Annotated in this window: 16 protein-coding genes; 12 read left to right on the plus strand and 4 right to left on the minus strand. The window is 63.1% G+C overall.

What is annotated here, in order from left to right; translation table 11 throughout:
* Nucleotides 1–74 precede the first annotated feature (74 nt).
* The gene (locus tag BJD99_RS12680) at nucleotides 75–1,886 is read left to right on the plus strand and encodes a dynamin family protein (RefSeq protein WP_084347200.1); all 1,812 of its coding nucleotides are present in this window, start codon (nucleotides 75–77) and stop codon (nucleotides 1,884–1,886) included.
* Nucleotides 1,883–3,340 (plus strand): dynamin family protein, encoded by a 1,458-nt coding sequence (locus BJD99_RS12685; RefSeq protein WP_084347201.1) that lies wholly within the window; start codon nucleotides 1,883–1,885, stop codon nucleotides 3,338–3,340. Before BJD99_RS12680 ends, BJD99_RS12685 begins: the two co-directional genes overlap by 4 nt.
* 8 nt (nucleotides 3,341–3,348) lie before the next feature.
* Here BJD99_RS12685 and treS read toward each other — a convergent pair whose 3' ends face one another.
* The gene (gene treS / locus BJD99_RS12690) at nucleotides 3,349–5,529 is read right to left on the minus strand and encodes a maltose alpha-D-glucosyltransferase (protein ID WP_084347202.1); all 2,181 of its coding nucleotides are present in this window, start codon (nucleotides 5,527–5,529) and stop codon (nucleotides 3,349–3,351) included.
* Between the two features lie 278 nt (nucleotides 5,530–5,807).
* Between treS and BJD99_RS12695 the strand changes: the two genes are divergently transcribed.
* The 6 genes from BJD99_RS12695 to BJD99_RS12720 all read left to right on the plus strand — a co-directional run bounded on the left by BJD99_RS12695 (nucleotide 5,808) and on the right by BJD99_RS12720 (nucleotide 11,426).
* Complete coding sequence (locus BJD99_RS12695; protein ID WP_084347203.1) at nucleotides 5,808–6,305, plus strand: Pro-kumamolisin, activation domain family protein; 498 nt, start codon at nucleotides 5,808–5,810, stop codon at nucleotides 6,303–6,305.
* A gap of 230 nt (nucleotides 6,306–6,535) precedes the next feature.
* Nucleotides 6,536–8,377, plus strand: coding sequence for a molecular chaperone DnaK (dnaK, locus tag BJD99_RS12700; RefSeq protein WP_084347204.1), 1,842 nt, complete (start codon nucleotides 6,536–6,538; stop codon nucleotides 8,375–8,377).
* Nucleotides 8,374–9,006, plus strand: coding sequence for a nucleotide exchange factor GrpE (grpE, locus tag BJD99_RS12705; RefSeq protein WP_084347205.1), 633 nt, complete (start codon nucleotides 8,374–8,376; stop codon nucleotides 9,004–9,006). The genes dnaK and grpE overlap by 4 nt, the downstream gene beginning before the upstream one ends.
* 31 nt (nucleotides 9,007–9,037) lie before the next feature.
* Entirely contained in the window at nucleotides 9,038–10,228 is a 1,191-nt protein-coding gene (gene dnaJ / locus BJD99_RS12710) for a molecular chaperone DnaJ (RefSeq protein WP_084347206.1), read from the plus strand.
* The gene (locus BJD99_RS12715) at nucleotides 10,228–10,608 is read left to right on the plus strand and encodes a heat shock protein transcriptional repressor HspR (protein WP_179142319.1); all 381 of its coding nucleotides are present in this window, start codon (nucleotides 10,228–10,230) and stop codon (nucleotides 10,606–10,608) included. Before dnaJ ends, BJD99_RS12715 begins: the two co-directional genes overlap by 1 nt.
* A 71-nt stretch (nucleotides 10,609–10,679) precedes the next feature.
* Nucleotides 10,680–11,426 (plus strand): FAD-binding oxidoreductase, encoded by a 747-nt coding sequence (locus BJD99_RS12720; protein WP_084347208.1) that lies wholly within the window; start codon nucleotides 10,680–10,682, stop codon nucleotides 11,424–11,426.
* A gap of 4 nt (nucleotides 11,427–11,430) precedes the next feature.
* On the opposite strand, the gene BJD99_RS12725 is transcribed toward BJD99_RS12720, so the two are convergent.
* The gene (locus BJD99_RS12725; protein WP_256895657.1) at nucleotides 11,431–12,165 is read right to left on the minus strand and encodes a crotonase/enoyl-CoA hydratase family protein; all 735 of its coding nucleotides are present in this window, start codon (nucleotides 12,163–12,165) and stop codon (nucleotides 11,431–11,433) included.
* Between the two features lie 158 nt (nucleotides 12,166–12,323).
* Between BJD99_RS12725 and BJD99_RS12730 the strand changes: the two genes are divergently transcribed.
* The 3 genes from BJD99_RS12730 to BJD99_RS12740 all read left to right on the plus strand — a co-directional run bounded on the left by BJD99_RS12730 (nucleotide 12,324) and on the right by BJD99_RS12740 (nucleotide 15,498).
* Nucleotides 12,324–13,958 (plus strand): acyl-CoA synthetase, encoded by a 1,635-nt coding sequence (locus BJD99_RS12730; RefSeq protein ID WP_084347210.1) that lies wholly within the window; start codon nucleotides 12,324–12,326, stop codon nucleotides 13,956–13,958.
* A 6-nt stretch (nucleotides 13,959–13,964) separates the two neighbouring features.
* Nucleotides 13,965–15,080 (plus strand): nitronate monooxygenase family protein, encoded by a 1,116-nt coding sequence (locus BJD99_RS12735; RefSeq protein WP_084347211.1) that lies wholly within the window; start codon nucleotides 13,965–13,967, stop codon nucleotides 15,078–15,080.
* Between the two features lie 178 nt (nucleotides 15,081–15,258).
* Entirely contained in the window at nucleotides 15,259–15,498 is a 240-nt protein-coding gene (locus BJD99_RS12740; RefSeq protein WP_084347212.1) for a hypothetical protein, read from the plus strand.
* A 96-nt stretch (nucleotides 15,499–15,594) separates the two neighbouring features.
* Here BJD99_RS12740 and BJD99_RS12745 read toward each other — a convergent pair whose 3' ends face one another.
* Together BJD99_RS12745 and BJD99_RS12750 are read right to left on the minus strand one after the other, a co-directional pair.
* The gene (locus tag BJD99_RS12745) at nucleotides 15,595–16,686 is read right to left on the minus strand and encodes an acyl-CoA dehydrogenase family protein (RefSeq protein WP_084347213.1); all 1,092 of its coding nucleotides are present in this window, start codon (nucleotides 16,684–16,686) and stop codon (nucleotides 15,595–15,597) included.
* A gap of 19 nt (nucleotides 16,687–16,705) precedes the next feature.
* Nucleotides 16,706–17,884 (minus strand): acyl-CoA dehydrogenase family protein, encoded by a 1,179-nt coding sequence (locus tag BJD99_RS12750; protein WP_084347214.1) that lies wholly within the window; start codon nucleotides 17,882–17,884, stop codon nucleotides 16,706–16,708.
* A gap of 227 nt (nucleotides 17,885–18,111) precedes the next feature.
* Here BJD99_RS12750 and BJD99_RS12755 point away from each other — a divergent pair, with 227 nt between their 5' ends.
* On the plus strand, nucleotides 18,112–18,300 hold the full coding sequence (locus BJD99_RS12755) for a ferredoxin (protein WP_084347215.1): 189 nt from the start codon (nucleotides 18,112–18,114) through the stop codon (nucleotides 18,298–18,300).
* The last annotated feature ends 28 nt before the right edge of the window (nucleotides 18,301–18,328 follow it).

Below are 18,328 nucleotides of genomic sequence, written 5' to 3' on the forward strand. Positions count from 1 at the left end.
GGTTCGCCCGGGGCGGCTCTGTCGATAGAGTTCACCCGAACGCTCGAGAAGGAACGTGTATCGGAAAGAAGGCTATGGACGGGCAATCGAAGCAGCTGGCCGATTTGCTCGATCGCACTGCGGAAGTGGCGCAGCGCGTCGGCCGGTCCGATCTCGTGTCGAGGGTGGAACTCGCGAAGGAGCGAGTGCTCGATCCCAGAAGGCGCATCGTCGTCGTCGGGCCTTTGAAACAGGGAAAAAGCCAATTCGTCAACTCGTTGCTCAACCTCGACGTGTGTTCGGTCGGTGACGACGAAACGACCGCCATCCCCACCGTCGTGCAGAACTCCGAACGTCCGTATGCAGAACTGGTGCTTGCCGATCCGGGCAACGAGGCTGTTCGGGTCGAAGTACCGCTCGAAGAACTACAGACCATCACCCCCGCGGATCCTCGAGCGCAATCCCGCGAGGTCCTTCGACTCGAGGTCAACGTACCGAGTCCGCTACTGGCCGACGGGCTCGTGCTCATCGATACTCCCGGCGTGGGTGGCCATGGAAACCCGCATGCGGCAGGCACACTCGGGTTGATACCGTCCGCAGACGCGGTACTGGTCGTCTCCGATGCCAGTCGCGAGCTCACCGAGCCCGAAGTGTCTTTTCTCCGACAGGTTCTCGGCCTCTGCCCTTCGGTGGCCTTGTTGGTCACCAAGACCGATCTCTATCCGCACTGGCGGCAGATCGTCGACGCCAACCTCGCTCACCTGGCGCGTGAAGGCCTCGATGTGCCGATCATCGCACTGTCCTCCTTGCTGCGATCACACGCACTTCGGCTCAGTGACGAAGAGTTGAACAGCGAGTCGGGATTTCCCGAGCTCTACACCTTCCTCCGCGAGAACGTCCTCTCGCGCGCCGATGCGACGACGCGAGCTGCCGTCTCGCTCGACATCAGGTCGGTCACCGAGCATCTCGCGCTGGCAATGGGGAGCGAGCTTGCGGCACTACGTGATCCGCAGCGAGCCGAGGCAGCTGTTGCCGGACTGCAACGGGCGAAAGCGGCGGCCGAGGAGCTGCACAAGAAGACCTCGCAGTGGCAGCACACCCTCTCCGACGGCATCGCCGACCTCGCCGCGGATATCGACCACGACCTGCGTGATCGACTGCGTCGAGTGACACGCGAGGCGGAGGAGACAGTGGACGGCGGGGACCCGAGTTCGGACTGGCTCGAGCTCGGGGACTGGCTCGAAGAGCAGATCGCGGCATCGGTGGGTGACAACTTCGTGTGGGCACACGACCGTGCGCTGTGGTTGTCCGAGCTCGTCGCGGAGCACTTCGCGGCCGCCGGTGCGGTCGCGCTGCCCGATCTCGATCTCGGCGATCTCGACGACATTCTCGAACCCGTTGCCTCGCTTGCCGATCTGGAGACGGGGAAGACCGGGATCACTCAGAAAGTCCTCGTCGGAATGCGTGGATCGTATGGAGGGGTGCTGATGTTCGGGCTCATCACCACCTTCGTCGGGCTCAGTCTCCTCAATCCGATTTCCATCGGTGCCGGCGTGCTGCTGGGCACCAAGGCTTACAAGGAAGACAAAGAAAATCAGGTCCGGGCTCGTCGTTCGGAAGCCAAGATCGCGATTCGCCGCTTCACCGATGACGTCAGCTTTCAGGTCGGTAAGGAATCGAAGGATCGTTTGCGTCTGATTCAGCGGGTGCTACGCGATCACTTCACCTCCATCGCCGAGCAGACGCTGCGATCGCTCAACGATTCGCTGCGCGCAGCGCAGGAAGCAGCAACAGTCGAAACAACCGAAAGATCGACGAGAATAGGGCATTTGGACCGGGAGATGAAGGTCGTCGCGGAGCTCAACGAGCGTGCTTCCGCTCTAGTGCCGAACGGCCGGGCACAGTGACACCGCTCGCCGATGCCCGTGAGCTGATCTCCGCCGCACGCGCTGCCTATTCGATCGACACCTACGCCGCTGCCTCACTGACCCAGGTACTGGATCGGCTGGGTCAGCCGCTGCGCGTCGCGCTCGCCGGGTCGCTCAAGGCCGGTAAGTCGACACTGCTCAATTCTCTTGTCGGGCAGGACATAGCGCCGACCGACGCCACCGAGTGCACCAAGGTCGTCACCTGGTATCGCAACGGGGCCAGTCCGAACGTCACAGCCTGGTACGACGGAGACAAGTCCACACACGTGCCGGTGCAGCGCCCCGACGGACGCTTGGCGTTCGACCTCGGCGACCTGACCGCGTCCGATGTCGATCGTCTCGAAGTCGAGTGGCCTGCGCGCGCCCTGACACACAGCACCATCATCGATACGCCTGGCACCTCCTCTCTCTCCCGAGACGTCTCGGCTCGCACCCTGTCGATGCTGGCGCCGGAGAACTCCTCTTCCGGGGCCGACGCAGTCGTATATCTGATGCGAACACTCAACGCTACCGACGTGAGCTTTCTCAGCCAGATCGGTGCTCATGTCGGCGGTGAGTCGGGACCGCTCGGTGTGATCGGAGTTCTCTCACGTGCGGACGAAGTCGGGGCAGGCCGGATGGACGCGATGATGTCCGCGCACGAGGTCGCGGCCCGGTTCGCTGCGGAGTTGGAATCGACAGGACTGTGCCAGGCCGTCGTACCCGTTGCGGGGTTGCTCGCGCTGGCCGCTGGAACATTGCGGCAATCGGAGTTCGCGGCCTTCGAAACCCTGGCAGGTGTGCCCGACGAAGATCTGACGTTGGCGATGCTGTCGGCCGACAGGTTCTCCCGACCCGGGCTGCTGCCGGTCGATGCGGATCTGCGGGCGTCGATCGTCGATCGCTTCGGCATGTTCGGAATCAGGATGGCGATCACTCTGATCAAACTCGGCGTCCGTGATTCGCCGACATTGGCAGCGGAATTGGTCGAACGTAGCGGGTTGAGCGAACTACGATCGGTGATCGACGTGCAGTTCGGTCAACGCGCGGACCAGCTGAAACTACATTCGGCACTCGTTGCGCTGCAGCGCATTTTAGAATCTCGGCCGATCGCACAGTCCGCAGTCTTTCGAGCCGAAGCGGGCCGGATGCTGGCCGACGTGCATGGCTTTCAAGAACTACGGCTGCTCGGACGGCTACGATCCACCGTCCCGAAACTGCCCGACGGCGATCTCGCGGAACTGCAGCGGATCATCGGCGGATACGGCATCGACACCGCCGTCCGACTTGGCTTGGATCCGGACTCCGGACCGGCCGAGCGCCGCGACAGGGCGCTCGACGCGATCTCGAAGTGGCGCAGACTTTCCGAGCATCCACTGCTCGATCAGTTCACCTCGCGCGCCTGCGCTATTGCGGCGCGCAGCGCGGAAGGTGTTGTCGCCGTGACGCGTTGATCCGTGCTTCAGCGCAGAATGACCGGCACCCCCTGGTATGGGGCGAGGGTCATCGGGAAGCTGTTGAGCTCGTCGACTACGCCGAGTTCCGAGTCCTCGAACATGTCGAAGACGCCCGCGCCGGGAGTCAGGAACTTGGACTGGATGGTGGCCGCTACCTCGTCCGAGGAGAAGTTGATGACCGTTGCCTGAATGGTGCCCTGACCCAGTTCGTGCACCATCACCAACAGGCCCTTGTGCGAGACGGTCGGTACATCGAGTTGCTGCGCGGTGGCGATGCCGAACCTGTTGCGAATCTCGATGATTCGTCCGAGCTGGCTGGCGAACGAGTTCGGATCCTTCAGCTGTGCAGGCAATGCACCATAGAGGCTGCGGCCACGGGGTATGCCCGATTCCGAGCGGACCGCGTCGGGGAAACTGTCCATCAGATCGTGGGCGCCACGGTTGATCCAGCGGGTGTCGCCTTCGCGAATCAACTCGGCTACGTCCTCGGCGTCGATAGGGAGCACACCGAGCAGGTCCCAGCCCGACAACGCGAACACGCCCGGCTGCAGGGCGTTGAACATCGCGAGCATCAGATGAACGGTTCTGACGGTGTCGATATCGGACTCGTCCATCCGATCGAGATCGCGGATACCGAGTGAAGCGGTGATGACACTGGCTGTGGTGCAGGCGATTCCGTTGGTGGTGAAGGTTCGGTTGTACGGTGCCCAACGTCCGGTGAGTCGATCGGTGAGATCGGACCGAATCAGATCGCCGAGATCCGAACCCTTCACGACGTCGCCGCAGTAGTGGAACTCGTCCTCCGCGTGCAGTGTTGCGAAGTGGATGAGCTCGAAGGTCAGCTCATCGTGGTTCTGTAGGGCGTGCACCAGCGAGGCCGGGTCGACGCCGTGGTCACGGCACAGTGTCATGGTGAGCCGGAGGAATTCGGTATTCCCCATGACGAGCGCGTGATGGTAGGCGGGCCGGTTGATGAAGTCGTACGACAGGTCGGCGCCGTTCTCGCTCATGGCCTTGATGTCGTCGATCGTCAGATTCAACTCCTGGAAGGTGAATCCGCCCATCTTGCGCACCACACTGGCGATCAGATGATTCGCAGCCTCCGACAGGGGGTGCCCCTCCGACCAGCCGGGGCCTTCCGCGCGGCGCTCGACACCGAGGAAGCCATTGGCGTCCAAGCGCAGCGCACCGGCGCCGAGGTCGGCAATGGAGTGGCATGCGTCGCCGATCACCAGGCGCATCCCGGCGAACGACGGGTCGAGCCAGTTGATCGACGGCTGCCCGGCCTTGAAGTAGTGCAGGTACACCCAGCGACGCTCGATGCCGTCGATGCCGACGACGGGAGCTGTTGCGCTCCAGTTGGTTTCCTTCACTCCGAGCTCGTAGAAGATGACGCGTTGGAGCTGGCCGATGATGTAGCCGGCGCGCGCGAGATTGGCTTCGGCTTCGGCGTCGATGTTCTGCGAGTCGGCACCGGCACGGACACGCGGTAGTAGATGCCAGTCCTCCGGCTCGATCTCCACCATGTGGTAGATCCCCGGGTAGTCGGCGACCGCCATTTCGGCGAGGCGGAAATCCGCTCCCTTACCGGTGTGCCCCGGGACGATGTCGTCGATGACGATGCCGTCGTATGCGGCGGCGACGACGCACAGGCGACGAAACTCTTCCTCCGAGCCGAACGCGGGATCGATCTGCATCCCGATGCGATCGAAGTGACCGTCTACCGAAGGCGTCGGCTTCCAACCGTGGATACCGCCGGCGACCTTGACCGGTCCGGTGTGGACGGCGGTGATGCCGATATCGGAGAAGGCCTGCCAGAGCTCTTCGCTGCCCAGGGTGTGTAGAAAGCTGGTCTGCGGAGCGTTGATCACCGAGATCGGGTAGGCGGTGAACCAGACGGGCGCGCGCTCGACGGCCCCCCGTGGGTTGGGGTCGGCATAGGGGTTCTGCCACATACTGCCTTTGCCGGAGAGCTGTTCGGCGATGAGTTTGGCGTCCCGCAGCATCGACTGCTCGGTCAGCCATTCGACGTATTCGCCATTGGCGGCGGACGGATCGCTGTCCTGGGAGGAGTTGCCGATCCGGTTGGCCCGACGGACGGAGGGGCGAAGCGGTCGAGGTCTGGCCGGGTAGAACTTCTCGTCGTAGGTGATCTCGCTTGGTTCGTGCTGCACTTCGGGATCCATGTGCCTCCGTAGCCTCGCTTTTCCTCAAACCCTACGTAGGGAACGGAAGGTCCGCAGTCTGGTACATCCCCGGTCGGGGCGCAGGCGAAACCCGGTGCCCAGTGTTCGGCCCGAGAATTACATCGATGTTGTTCCAAGACAACGTGATCGACCGGTAAGCAAAGCGTCACTCAATCGAGACCGCCTGGTATGGAATGTCTGGTTCGCATAGGTAATAGTCAATCTGGCAACAACAACATCAACTGCAACACCAACCTCATCTGTAACAGGAGATCCTCATGCGTCACATCGCCCGCGCCACCGTCCTGGCCTCGACAGCCGCTCTTGCCGCCGCCATGGGTGCGGTCGTCCTGGCGCCCATCGCCTCCGCGGAGCCCGAAGCACCCGCAAGCCCCTTCGGTTCCTCGGTCGCCGAATCACCCGACCTCGTCGTCACGATCGGAACGGCATGCGTGGCGAAAGACGGCAAGAAGCCGGAGGGGGAGAGGGTTGGCGCGCTGGAGATCTCGGTCGAGAACGTCGGCAAGGGTGCCGCATCCGCGGTGTCCGTCAACTATGCGGTGCTGCCCGATGTCAACGGTGCCGCCACCGTCGAGAAGATCGATCCGGGTAAGACGGAAAAGGTGATCGTGCCGAGTGGGGCAACCGAGTGGGTCTCGCGCCCGGGCGGCGTGGCGGTGTTCTCACCGCAGCTCGACGCCAACTACACGAACAACGTCGCTGTCGGCCTGCTCACTGTCGATTGCGCACCGGAGCCCGCCGACACCGAGGAGTAGTAGCGGAAGGTTTCACCTCGATCCTGCGCCGTGACGGCACTGCCGTCACGGCGCATCCGTGTGAGTGGGACTGCCCCGGGAACAAATCCCGTGAATCCTCCGTTAACCCTTTCGACAGCCTTGAGTGGATGAGGCTCAACTCCAGCTTGACGAATCAAAAGATGTCTTGCAGACTTGAGTGCAGTTCACTCAGCTAGGCATTTTCCACAGCAACAACAGGAGGAAACATTATGGCTCGTGCGGTCGGTATCGACCTCGGGACCACCAACTCGGTTGTGTCCGTCCTAGAGGGCGGCGAGCCGGTTGTGGTCGCCAACGCCGAGGGATCACGCACCACACCGTCGGTCGTCGCCTTCGCCAAGAATGGTGAAGTGCTCGTCGGCCAGCCCGCGAAGAACCAGGCGGTCACCAACGTCGACCGCACGATTCGTTCCGTGAAGCGTCACATCGGCACGGACTGGAACGTGGAGATCGACGGTAAGAAGTACACGCCACAGGAGATCAGCGCGCGCACGCTGCAGAAGCTGAAGCGCGACGCCGAGGCCTACCTGGGCGAGGAAATCACCGACGCGGTCATCACCGTGCCCGCTTACTTCGAGGACGCGCAGCGTCAGGCAACCAAGGAAGCCGGCCAGATCGCCGGCCTCAACGTCCTGCGCATCGTCAACGAGCCCACCGCGGCTGCACTCGCATACGGCCTGGACAAGGGCGACAGCGAGCAGACCATTCTGGTGTTCGACCTCGGTGGCGGCACGTTCGACGTCTCCCTGCTCGATATCGGCGACGGTGTCGTCGAGGTCCGTGCAACCTCGGGCGACAACCACCTCGGTGGCGACGACTGGGACGAGCGGATCGTCACCTGGCTCGTCGACAAGTTCAAGGCTCAGAACGGCATCGATCTGACCAAGGACAAGATGGCCCTGCAGCGTCTGCGTGAAGCTGCAGAGAAGGCGAAGATCGAACTGTCCTCCGGGCAGAGCACGTCGATCAACCTTCCGTACATCACGGTCGACGCGGACAAGAACCCGTTGTTCCTCGACGAGCAGCTCAGCCGCTCGGAGTTCCAGAAGATCACCTCCGACCTGCTCGATCGCACTCGTGCGCCGTTCCAGGCAGTGGTCAAGGACTCCGGCATCGCCGTCAAGGACATCGACCACGTCGTACTCGTCGGTGGTTCGACGCGTATGCCTGCGGTCTCCGAGCTGGTCAAGGAACTCTCCGGTGGACGCGAGCCCAACAAGGGCGTCAACCCGGACGAGGTCGTGGCCGTCGGTGCTGCATTGCAGGCGGGCGTGCTCAAGGGTGAGGTCAAGGACGTTCTGCTCCTCGACGTCACACCGCTGTCCCTCGGCATCGAGACCAAGGGTGGCGTGATGACCAAGCTCATCGAGCGCAACACCACCATCCCGACCAAGAGGTCCGAGACCTTCACCACCGCTGACGACAATCAGCCTTCGGTGCAGATCCAGGTCTTCCAGGGTGAGCGCGAGATCGCTTCGCACAACAAGCTCCTCGGCTCCTTCGAGCTGACGGATCTGCCACCTGCTCCTCGCGGAGTGCCCCAGATCGAGGTCACGTTCGACATCGATGCCAACGGCATCGTGCACGTCACGGCCAAGGACAAGGGCACCGGCAAGGAAAATACGATCAAGATCCAGGACGGCTCCGGCTTGTCCAAGGAAGAGATCGACCGCATGGTCGCCGACGCGGAAGCTCACGCAGACGAGGACAAGGCTCGTCGCGAAGAGGCCGAGGTCCGCAACCAGGCCGAGTCCCTCGTCCACCAGACGGAGAAGTTCGTCAAGGACAACGAGGACAAGGTCGACGCCGAGCTCAAGGGCCGTGTCGAGTCGGCAATCGAAGAGGCCAAATCGGCTCTCGCCGGTAGCGACATCTCGGCGGTCAAGTCCGCCGTGGAGAAGCTGTCCACCGAGTCGCAGGCACTCGGCACCGCCATCTACGAGGCTCAGGCCAACGAGCAGGGCAGCGCAGAGGGCGGGGCTCAGGCTGCTGACGACGGTGTCGTCGACGCCGAGGTCGTGGACGAGCCCGTCGACACGGACAAGAAGTGACGTCCGGAAACACCGAGCAGGAACCGGTTACTTTCGTGGACAAGCGAAAGATCGATCCCGAAACCGGTGAAGTTCGGGAAGGTGACGCAGTTCCGGAGCCCCTCGTGGGCACCGGGGCTGCGCCCCAGCCCGACTCGGTGGACGAAGGGGATGTCGAGGCAGAGGTGGTGGAAGATGTGCGCGATACAAAGATCGCGGAACTGACTGCCGATCTGCAGCGGGTGTCGGCAGAGTATGCCAACTACCGTCGTCGGACCGACCGCGAGAAGCAGACGGGAGCGGAGAACGCGAAAGCGTCTGTCGTCTCTCAGCTACTCCCGGTCCTCGACGATCTCGAGCGAGCTCGACAGCACGGAGACCTCGAGACGGGTCCACTGAAGGCGCTCTCGGACAAGCTCGCCAGTGTGTTCGACAACATCGGACTAGCCGCGTTCGGCGCCATCGGTGACACGTTCGATCCGTCGGTTCACGAAGCCGTCTCCCATGAGGGTGACGGTAACGAACCAGTGATCGGAACGCTGATGCGTCCGGGTTACAAGCTCGGAGATCGTGTCCTACGGACTGCGATGGTCGGTGTGGTCGACGATGCATCACAAGATTCGGGAGCCGATGCTCCCGAGGGGCAGTGAACAAAAATAGCGCGAGAGGAGGAAACGCCCGGTGAGCCAGCGGGAGTGGATCGAGAAGGACTTCTACAAGGAACTGGGCGTTTCCTCCAACGCGTCCACAGACGAGATAAACAAGGCGTACCGGAAGCTGGCCAAGGACAACCATCCTGATGCCAATCCCGGAAACGCCGAGGCCGAGCGCCGCTTCAAGGCGGTCAGCGAGGCCAAGTCGGTTCTCATCGATCCGGCGAAACGTAAGGAGTACGACGAGGCACGTCGACTCTTCGCGTCCGGTGGATTCGGTCAGGGCGGAGGCGGCTTCAGCCCCAGTTCGGGCGGATTCGGTGGAGGCGGCGGCGGAGGCCAGACCTTCGACGTCGGCGACATCTTCGGTCAGGCCGGTGGTGGCGGCGACGGCGGAATCGGCGACATCTTCGGTGGACTGTTCAACCGCGGTGGGACGCAGCAGCGCCCCGCGGGCAACCGTCCACGACGGGGCAGCGACGTCGAGACCGAGACCACTCTCGGTTTCCGTGAAGCCACCCAAGGCGTCACCGTTCCGCTGCGACTCACCAGCCCGTCCTCGTGCACCACGTGTCACGGCAGCGGTGCGAAACCAGGAACCAGCCCGCGCGTGTGCCCCAGGTGCAACGGCGCAGGCGTGGTCAACCGCAACCAAGGCGCGTTCGGGTTCAGTGAGCCGTGCGACGACTGCCGCGGAACCGGTTCGATCATCGACGATCCGTGCCAGGACTGCCGCGGTACCGGAGTGCAGAATCGCACGCGCACCATCACCGTGCGTGTCCCGCCCGGAGTGTCCGACGGCCAGAAGATCAGATTGGCAGGCCAGGGTGAGGCCGGACTGCGCGGGGCGCCGTCGGGCGATCTGTACGTCACCGTCCGAGTTCGGCCCGACAAGGTTTTCGGCCGCAACGGCGACGATCTCACCGTGACGGTGCCGGTCAGTTACGGCGAACTGGTCCTCGGAGCCACGTTGTCGATCCCGACCCTCGACGGCCGAGTCGGCGTCAAAGTTCCACCGGGCACCGTCGACGGACGTGTGCTGCGTGTTCGTGGACGAGGAGTTCCCAAGAAGACGGGCACTGCAGGTGACCTGATGGTCACCGTCAAGGTCGCGGTGCCGCAGAAACTCGACGATCCTGCCATCGAGGCACTGCACGCTTATCTGGAAGCCGAGAAGGCCAGCGGATTCGACCCGCGGGCCGGGTGGGCAGGTGCGTAGTGACCGGTCACGCTGACCCCGATGCACAGGTGTTCGTCATCTCGGTCGCAGCCCAACTCGCAGGAATGCACGCGCAAACCCTGCGTACGTACGACCGCTTGGGGTTGGTGACGCCGCACCGCACTACCGGTGGGGGACGGCGTTACTCCCCGCGCGATGTGGCACTGCTGCGCGAAGTGCAGCGGCTCTCGCAGAACGAGGGCGTGAACCTGGCAGGCATCAAGCGGATCATCGAGCTGACCAATCAGGTCGAGGCTTTGCAGGCACGTGTCACCGAACTCGCCCACGAGTTGGCGAACGTGCACGCGAGCTACCGACGCGATCTCGTTCCCGTACAACGCAGTGCATTGGTCGTCTGGAAACCGCGACACCAACGCTGAGCATCCTTGTCGAAGACCGGAAGCCATCGGCTGATCGCGCACAGGCGGTGAGACCGCTTATCCTTGACGCCATGCAGACGTGGAACGCAAAAGTGGTCCAGTACAACCGACTACGCAACGACTTGGCTGTCGTCCGCCTCGTCGGGGACGCCGTTCCATTTCGAGCCGGACAGTCGATCGAGGTCGTGGTGCCGCAGAACGCAACACTGTCTCGACGGTATTCCTCGGCGCTTCCGCCGTCGGCGGACGGCAAACTCGAATTTCATGTTCGAGCAGTCCCGGCGGGCTGGGTCAGCGGGTCGATCGTCAACGAGACCCGCCCGGGTGACGTGTGGCAACTCCGCAATCCGGGCGGCAACTTTCACATCGACAACTCCGGTCGAGATGTCGTCATGATCGCCGGAGGAACCGGGCTGGCGCCGATGCGTTCGCTCATCCTGGACCTGACGCGTCGACCGTCGCCACCGCGAGTGACGTTGTACTTCGGTGGTCGATCGCCCAGCGATCTGTATGCCGCGGATCTGTTGTGGATCCTTGCGTCCGAACTGCCCTGGCTGAAAGTCGTGCCGGTGGTGGATCAATTGGCGGACCCATGGGCGCCGGACAGGTGGCACGAGGCCATCAATGCACACGTCGCGGATCCTGACGCGAAGTTCGGGGCGAAGCACTGCTGGGAAGGCAGTCTCGCCGACGTCATCGCCGTTCAGGAGCCCTTCGACCGTCATCAGGTGCTGGTGTGTGGTTCACCGGGCATGGAAGCTGCGACGCTGTCGGCGCTGGTCGACAATGGCACGCCGATGGAGGCGGTCCAGCGCTGAAGCGCTACCGTCCCTCGAACACCGGGGCCCGCTTCTCGGCGAATGCCCGGGGCCCTTCCTTGGCATCGTGGCTCTTGAATACCGCTACTCCGAGTTCGGCGTCGATCTTGAACGCCTCTTCCTCGTGGAGTCCCTCGGTGTCTCGGATGGTCTTGAGTATCGCCTGCACGGCGAGCGGGCCGTTCGCGGCGATGAGTTCGGCGAGTTCGAGGGCCTTCTCCAGCGCCTGGCCGTCGGGGACCACGTGGCCGATCAGCCCGATCTCCTTGGCTTCGGCAGCGCGAATATGCCTGCCGGTCAACAGAATGTCGGCCGCGATCGTGTACGGGATCTGCCGGACGAGCCGCACTGCGGATCCGCCGAGTGGAAAGAGCCCCCATTTTGCTTCGGAGACACCGAACTTGGCGCTTTCGCCTGCGACGCGAATATCGGTGCCCTGAAGAATCTCGGTACCGCCGGCAATAGCGGGGCCCTCGACCGCTGCGATGAGCGGCTTGGTCAGCCTGCGGCCTTTCAGCAGGGCCTCGATCTTCGACAGGTCCCACCCGCCGCCGCTGAAACTGTCACCTGGGTGAGTGCTGGTCATTGCTTTGAGGTCGGCGCCTGCGCAGAATGCGCCGCCGGCGCCGGTCAGGATGGCGACCCGAATATCGGGGTCGGCATCGACGCGATCCCAGGCGTCGCGCATGATGGCCATCATCTCGCCGCTCAGTGCATTGCGCGCTTCGGGTCGGTTCATCGTCACGATGAGGACTTGGCCGCGCTTCTCCACGAGTGCGTGCGGTGATTCCGTTCCGACTTCCGGCGCGCTCGACGTCACTGTGGCTACCTCGTTCTTGTGATCTCGGTCTCAGATTGGCTATTGCCAGAAACGATAACACGTTCTACTTTTAACGCGTGGCCCTAAATATCGCAGACCTTGTCGAGCATGCAATCGACCTTGTTCCCGACCGAATTGCCCTGGTGTCGGGAGACCGAGAGATCACCTACGCGCAGATGGAAGACAGAACCAACCGGCTAGCGCACTACCTGCAGAAACAAGGCGTCAAGCCGGGCGACAAGGTCGGCGTGTACAGCCGCAATGGCATCGAAGCGATCGAGTCGATGGTCGCTGTCTTCAAGATTCGCGCAGTCGTGGTCAACGTGAACTACCGCTACATCGAGAACGAGTTGCAGTACATCTTCGAGAATTCGGACATGGTCGCACTCGTCCACGAAGCTCGCTACTCCGACAAGGTCGCTGCTGTCCTACCGACGTGTCCCCTGCTGAAGACGATCGTCGTGATCGACGGCGACGAGGGTCAGGTCTCCTACGAAGACGCGTTGGAGAGTTCTTCCCCCGAACGTGACTTCGAGGAACGCACAAAAGACGACATCTACATGCTCTACACCGGTGGGACCACCGGCAGTCCCAAGGGCGTCATGTGGACGCACGAGGATATCTGGCGTGTGCTCGGCGGTGGTATCAACTTCATGACCGGCGAGTACGTCGAAGACGAGTGGGACATGGCCAAATTGGGTGCCGAGAATCCGCCGATGACGAGAATGCCGATTCCACCGATGATCCACGGCGGGGCACAGTGGGCCACGTTCCAGAGCCTCTTCGGTGGTGGAAAGACTGTGCTGCACCCTGATTTCGAGGGCCATGCCATGTGGCAACAGGTCGACAAGTACGGGGTCAACCTCATTTTCATCACCGGCGATGCGATGGCACGACCGATGCTCGACGCGCTCATCGAGGGCGGCCCGGATGGCAAGCCCTACGACTTGTCTTCGCTTTTCCTGATAGCCAGCAGCGCAGCATTGTTCTCACCCAGCATCAAGGAGCAGCTCCTCGAACTACTCCCCAACCGCATGATCACCGACTCGATCGGATCTTCCGAGACCGGCTTCGGCGGACTGTCCGTCGTCGCCAAGGGCGCTGAACACACTGGTGGACCGCGGGTGAAGATCGACGCGTCGACGATCGTGCTCGGTGAAGACGGCCGTCCCGTCGAGGCAGGCTCGGGAGTCAAGGGACTACTGGCGCGGAGCGGGCACATCCCGGTCGGGTACTACAAGGACGAGGTCAAGACGGCCGAGACGTTCAAGGAGATCAACGGCGTCCGCTACTCGATTCCCGGCGACTACGCCAGGGTCGAAGCCGACGGCAGCGTCACGATGCTCGGTCGCGGCTCGGTCTCGATCAATACCGGTGGTGAAAAAGTGTTCCCCGAAGAGGTCGAAGGTGCGCTCAAATCGCACCCCGACGTGTTCGACGCCATCGTCGTCGGCGTACCGGACGAGCGGCTCGGCCACAAGGTTGCTGCCGTCGTACAGGCCCGAGGCACACATCGTCCTACACTCGCAGACCTCGATACCGCAGCACGCAAAGAGATTGCAGGATACAAGATTCCGCGTGCGGTGTGGTTCGTCGACGAGATCAAGCGTTCGCCGGCCGGCAAGCCCGACTACCGGTGGGCAGTGAGTCAGACCGAACAGCGCCCGGCCGACGAGACCTCCGTGTCGCGTCTCGCCAGCGCAGAGAGCTAGGCAATCATGCACACCGATCTGTCGGAGAAGTTCGGAATAGAATTTCCGATCTTCGGCTTCACTCCGTCCGAACATGTCGCTGCGGCGATCAGCCGAGCCGGCGGACTCGGTGTGCTCGGCTGCGTGCGGTTCAACGACGCCGAAGAGCTCGACGCGGTGCTGACCTGGATGGATGAGAACACCGACGGTAAGCCGTACGGTGTCGACATCGTCATGCCGGCGAAGATCCCCACCGAAGGTGCTTCGGTGGACTTGAACGAATTGATTCCGGCCGAGCATCGAGCGTTCATCGATCGGACGCTCGACCAGCTCAGTGTGCCGCCGCTCGACGACGATGCGGCACGTAACGAAGGCGTGCTCGGCTGGCTGCATTCGGTGGCCCGCTCGCACGTCGACGTCGCGCTGAAACACCCGATCAAGTTGATCGCCAATGCGCTGGGCTCGCCGCCGAACGACGTGATCGTGCAGGCACACGAACACGGCGTACCGGTCGCAGCGCTGGCAGGTACGGCGGAACACGCGCGAAGACACATCGAGAACGGTGTCGATATCGTCATCGCTCAGGGGTATGAAGCTGGGGGTCATACCGGTGAGATCGCTTCGATGGTGCTGCTACCCGAGGTCGTCGAGGCGTTGGGCGACTCGGGCGCAGTACTCGCAGCAGGCGGAATCGGCAGTGGACGGCAGGTAGCGGCCGCGTTGGCGCTCGGAGCCCAAGGTGTCTGGATGGGATCGATGTGGCTGACAGCGGCCGAGTACCGCCTCGGTGCACGTGTGGAGGGCAAGCCGTCGGCGATGCAGGAAGCGTTGTTGACGGCGACGTCGAGCGACACGGTTCGAACTCGCATCTACTCGGGTAAACCCGCGCGCTTGCTCAAGACGAAGTGGACCGAGGCGTGGAACAGCGCCGAGGCCCCGGAGCCGCTACCGATGCCGTTGCAGAACATCTTGGTCAGTGAAGCGCACCAACGAATCAACAACGCCGACAACCCCGACGTGGTGGCCATGCCGGTGGGACAGATCGTGGGCAGGATGAACGAGATTCGGGCGGTCGCGGACATCATCGCCGATTTGGTGGGCGGGTTCGAGGAAGCAGTCAGCAGGCTCGACAAGATTCGCTAGATGATTCGGCGGGCTCGCACGATCACGGGCGAGTCCGCCGAGTTATCTTGCGGGGGAGTGTGTGTCGAGGCAGATAAGTACCGTTGCGGCCGGGTGGGGGCGCTCGAGGCAAGCAACAGGTTCCGAGCCCACTAGGGTTGAGTCACACACGAATGAACGAACCGAATGGAGACTCGTAGTGGCTTCCGCGATCGCAGCAGGCGACCTGGTCCAGGCGAACGGGCACGCCGGCCCGTGGAAAGTGCTCGAGATTCGACAGGGTCTCGCACTTTTGGAACATCACGGCGGCCATCGACTCTCGGTGCGAACCACCACACTGTCGGTGGTCCGTAAGGGTTCTCCCGGGGGAGAGTCGCAGCCCGCGGGCTCCACGGCGGCCGTGGTCGACGAGGAGCCGTCACCTACTCTTTTCGACTGACTGATCGTTGGAGAGGCTGCCCGAAAATCACTGCGGGGCAGGCATTCTCGGTGTCGCCCGACCTGGCGATTACCAGGTCGGGCGAATAAGCCCGAATCAGGCAGGCACGTCGGCGAGAGCGGAACCTAGACGTCGTAGCTGAGCGGTGGCATGTCCGTAGGCGAACTCCGCACGCTTGGCGACGAGGAAGTATCGGTGCACCGGGTGATCGCGATCGAGCCCGACTCCACCGTGAATGTGCACCAGCGTATGCGCGACGCGGTGGCCTGCGTCCGCTGCCCAGAACTTCGCGACCGCAACATCTTCGTCACCGTTGTTGCCAGCGGAGAGGCTCCACGCTGCCTTCCAGAGCGTCAACCGGGCACCCTTGACGTCGATGTACCCGTCGGCCAACCGCTGTGCGACGGCCTGGAAGCTGCCGATCGGCTTACCGAACTGAACCCGTTCACGGGCGTACTCGGCGGTGAGCCGAAGCGATTCCTCCAGGACCCCGACCTGGTATGCGCAGGTTCCGAGCGTGACGCGTGCCAGAACCCAGCGCGTGACGTCCGGATCTGCGAGCAACCGTGTCGAGTCGACCTGCACCGAGTTCAATTCGAGAACTCCGATGCTGCGGTTGTCGACGCCCTGCTGGGGTAGGACCGTGACGCCGGCGTCGTCCGCGCGAACGAGGAACGCGCCTGCGGCCGTCGTGACGAGGAAGCCGTCGGCAACGGGTGCACTGTCGACGCCGATCTTGGAGCCGGTCAAAGTCCAGCCGGTGTCGGTGCGGTCTGCTCGGGTCAACGGGTCGAGCGGCTCGCCGTGTTCTTCATCGATTGCCAACGTCAGGATCGAGCTGCCGGCAATGGCTGGGGCTGCCCACTCGGTCCGCTGCTCGTCCGAGCCGAACCGAGCGATCGCCGCGGCGACTGTCGTACTTGCCACGAACGGGACGGCGGCAAGGCCTCTGCCGAGTTCGATGGCGATCGACGAAGCTTCCAGTTCGCCGTAACCGTCGCCGCCGATGGACTCGGGCGCGGTAGCCGACAGAAGTCCGCCGGAGGTCAGCGCGTCCCAGAGGGCGCGGTCGATGGTGTCCGGGTTGGAATCCAGCTGTCGCTGAACGTCGTTCGTGCTGTATTTGGTAACGATGTCATGGGTGAGCCCGGCGAGATCGCGCTGAGCCTCGGTGGTGGTGAAGTCCATTTCATTCTCTCCCGAAAAGTCAGCGTGCAGATGCGGGCAGGCCGAGCGCGGTCATGCCGATGATGTCGCGTTGCACCTCGTTGGTGCCGCCGCCGAAGGTGAGGATCAACGAAGAGCGATGCAGCCGTTCGAGTCGACCCTGTAGTTGGGCGCCAGGCGAGCCGCGCCGGAACGTGGCGGATGGTCCGAGGATTTCCATCATCGTGCGGTATGCCTCGGTTGCCAGTTCGGTGCCGTACACCTTGTTCGCCGACGCGTCGGCCGGGCCGGGGGTGGAGCTCGCGGCGGTGATTTCCCAGTTGAGCAGTTCGAGGTAGGACGCCTTCGCGTGGACCCGAGCGAGTGCAATCTGCACCCATTCCTGATCGATGATCCGAGTGCCGTCCGGCTTCTTGGTGTTCTGCGCCCACGCACGGACCTCACGGAGAGAAGCGACGAGGGGACCGGCGGAGGTGAGAGCGACACGCTCGTGGTTGAGCTGGTTGGTGATCAGCGACCAGCCGCGGTTCTCTTCGCCCACGAGTGCGGTCTTGGGTACTCGCACATCCTGGTAGTAGGTCGCGCTGGTGTCGGGGCCTGCCATCGTGTGCACCGGAGTGGTGGAGAAGCCTTCGGCGTCGGTGGGAACGATCAGCATGCTGATTCCGCGGTGTTTGCGAGCCTCGGGATCGGTACGGCACGCGAGCCACACGTAGTCGGCGTACTTGATGAGCGAGGTCCACATCTTCTGGCCGTTGATGACGTAGTCGTCGCCGTCGTGCACTGCAGTGGTGCGCAGCGCTGCCAGGTCGGTGCCTGCTTCCGGCTCGGAGTAGCCGATCGAGAAGTGCAGATCGCCTGCCGAAATACGCGGAAGGAAGTACGCCTTCTGCTCGGGGGTGCCGAATGCCATGAGGGTCGGCGCGACGCTGTTGATGGTCAGGAACGGAACCGGAGCCCCCGCAGTGGCGGCTTCGTCGGTGAAGATGAGCTGGTCCATGGCCGAACGTGCCTGGCCACCGAACTCGGTAGGCCAGCCGAGCGCGAGCCAACCGTCGGTACCCATCTGCTTGACTACATCGCGATAAACGGTGCCCTCACCGTATTCACCGGACGTCGAGCTCAGTGCCTCGCGGCGCTCGGGAGTGATCAGGGTGGCGAAGTAGGCGCGTAATTCGGCGCGCAACTCGGCCTGTTCCTCCGTGTACATGATCCGCATATCAGTGGTCCTCTCGTGCCCGGAATCTGCAACAAGTTCACGGTGAGTCGACGTCGGAATCCTTCCGCCACCCTCAGATAAGTCGAATCATTGCACACGGGGTGGAACAGGTTCTAGTCTTGAGGGATAAGCGGCCCGTCGGCTGGGTGCGCGGCCCTCAACCGGGGACCGACCGCGATGTACCGGCGCCGACGCGGCTTCATCACTAATGAAGGTGGGTATCGACAGTGCTCGAGGTTGATTTCGATCGGTGTGAAGCGAACGGCGTGTGTGTAGGCGTAGCACCCCAGGTGTTCGACCTTGACGACGACGACCAACTGGTGGTGTCCGATGCCGCAGACCTGCCCGAGAACAAGGCGGACGTGGACGAGGCGATAGCGGGTTGCCCGCGAGCCGCACTGCGGTGGAAGGGATAGCTTGCTTGCCACAAACATAGAACACGTT

The organism is Rhodococcus sp. 1163 (assembly GCF_002091985.1).
In the GTDB taxonomy this organism is placed as follows: domain Bacteria; phylum Actinomycetota; class Actinomycetes; order Mycobacteriales; family Mycobacteriaceae; genus Rhodococcoides.

Excerpts from the sequence above, each read along its gene's own strand:
- BJD99_RS12680 (WP_084347200.1), top strand. The coding sequence starts at position 75 with ATGGACGGGCAATCGAAGCAGCTGGCCGATTTGCTCGATCGCACTGCG.
- treS (WP_084347202.1), bottom strand. The coding sequence starts at position 5,529 with ATGGATCCCGAAGTGCAGCACGAACCAAGCGAGATCACCTACGACGAG.
- BJD99_RS12695 (WP_084347203.1), top strand. The coding sequence starts at position 5,808 with ATGCGTCACATCGCCCGCGCCACCGTCCTGGCCTCGACAGCCGCTCTT.
- dnaK (WP_084347204.1), top strand. The coding sequence starts at position 6,536 with ATGGCTCGTGCGGTCGGTATCGACCTCGGGACCACCAACTCGGTTGTG.
- BJD99_RS12720 (WP_084347208.1), top strand. The coding sequence starts at position 10,680 with ATGCAGACGTGGAACGCAAAAGTGGTCCAGTACAACCGACTACGCAAC.
- BJD99_RS12725 (WP_256895657.1), bottom strand. The coding sequence starts at position 12,165 with ATGAACCGACCCGAAGCGCGCAATGCACTGAGCGGCGAGATGATGGCC.
- BJD99_RS12735 (WP_084347211.1), top strand. The coding sequence starts at position 13,965 with ATGCACACCGATCTGTCGGAGAAGTTCGGAATAGAATTTCCGATCTTC.
- BJD99_RS12745 (WP_084347213.1), bottom strand. The coding sequence starts at position 16,686 with ATGGACTTCACCACCACCGAGGCTCAGCGCGATCTCGCCGGGCTCACC.
- BJD99_RS12750 (WP_084347214.1), bottom strand. The coding sequence starts at position 17,884 with ATGCGGATCATGTACACGGAGGAACAGGCCGAGTTGCGCGCCGAATTA.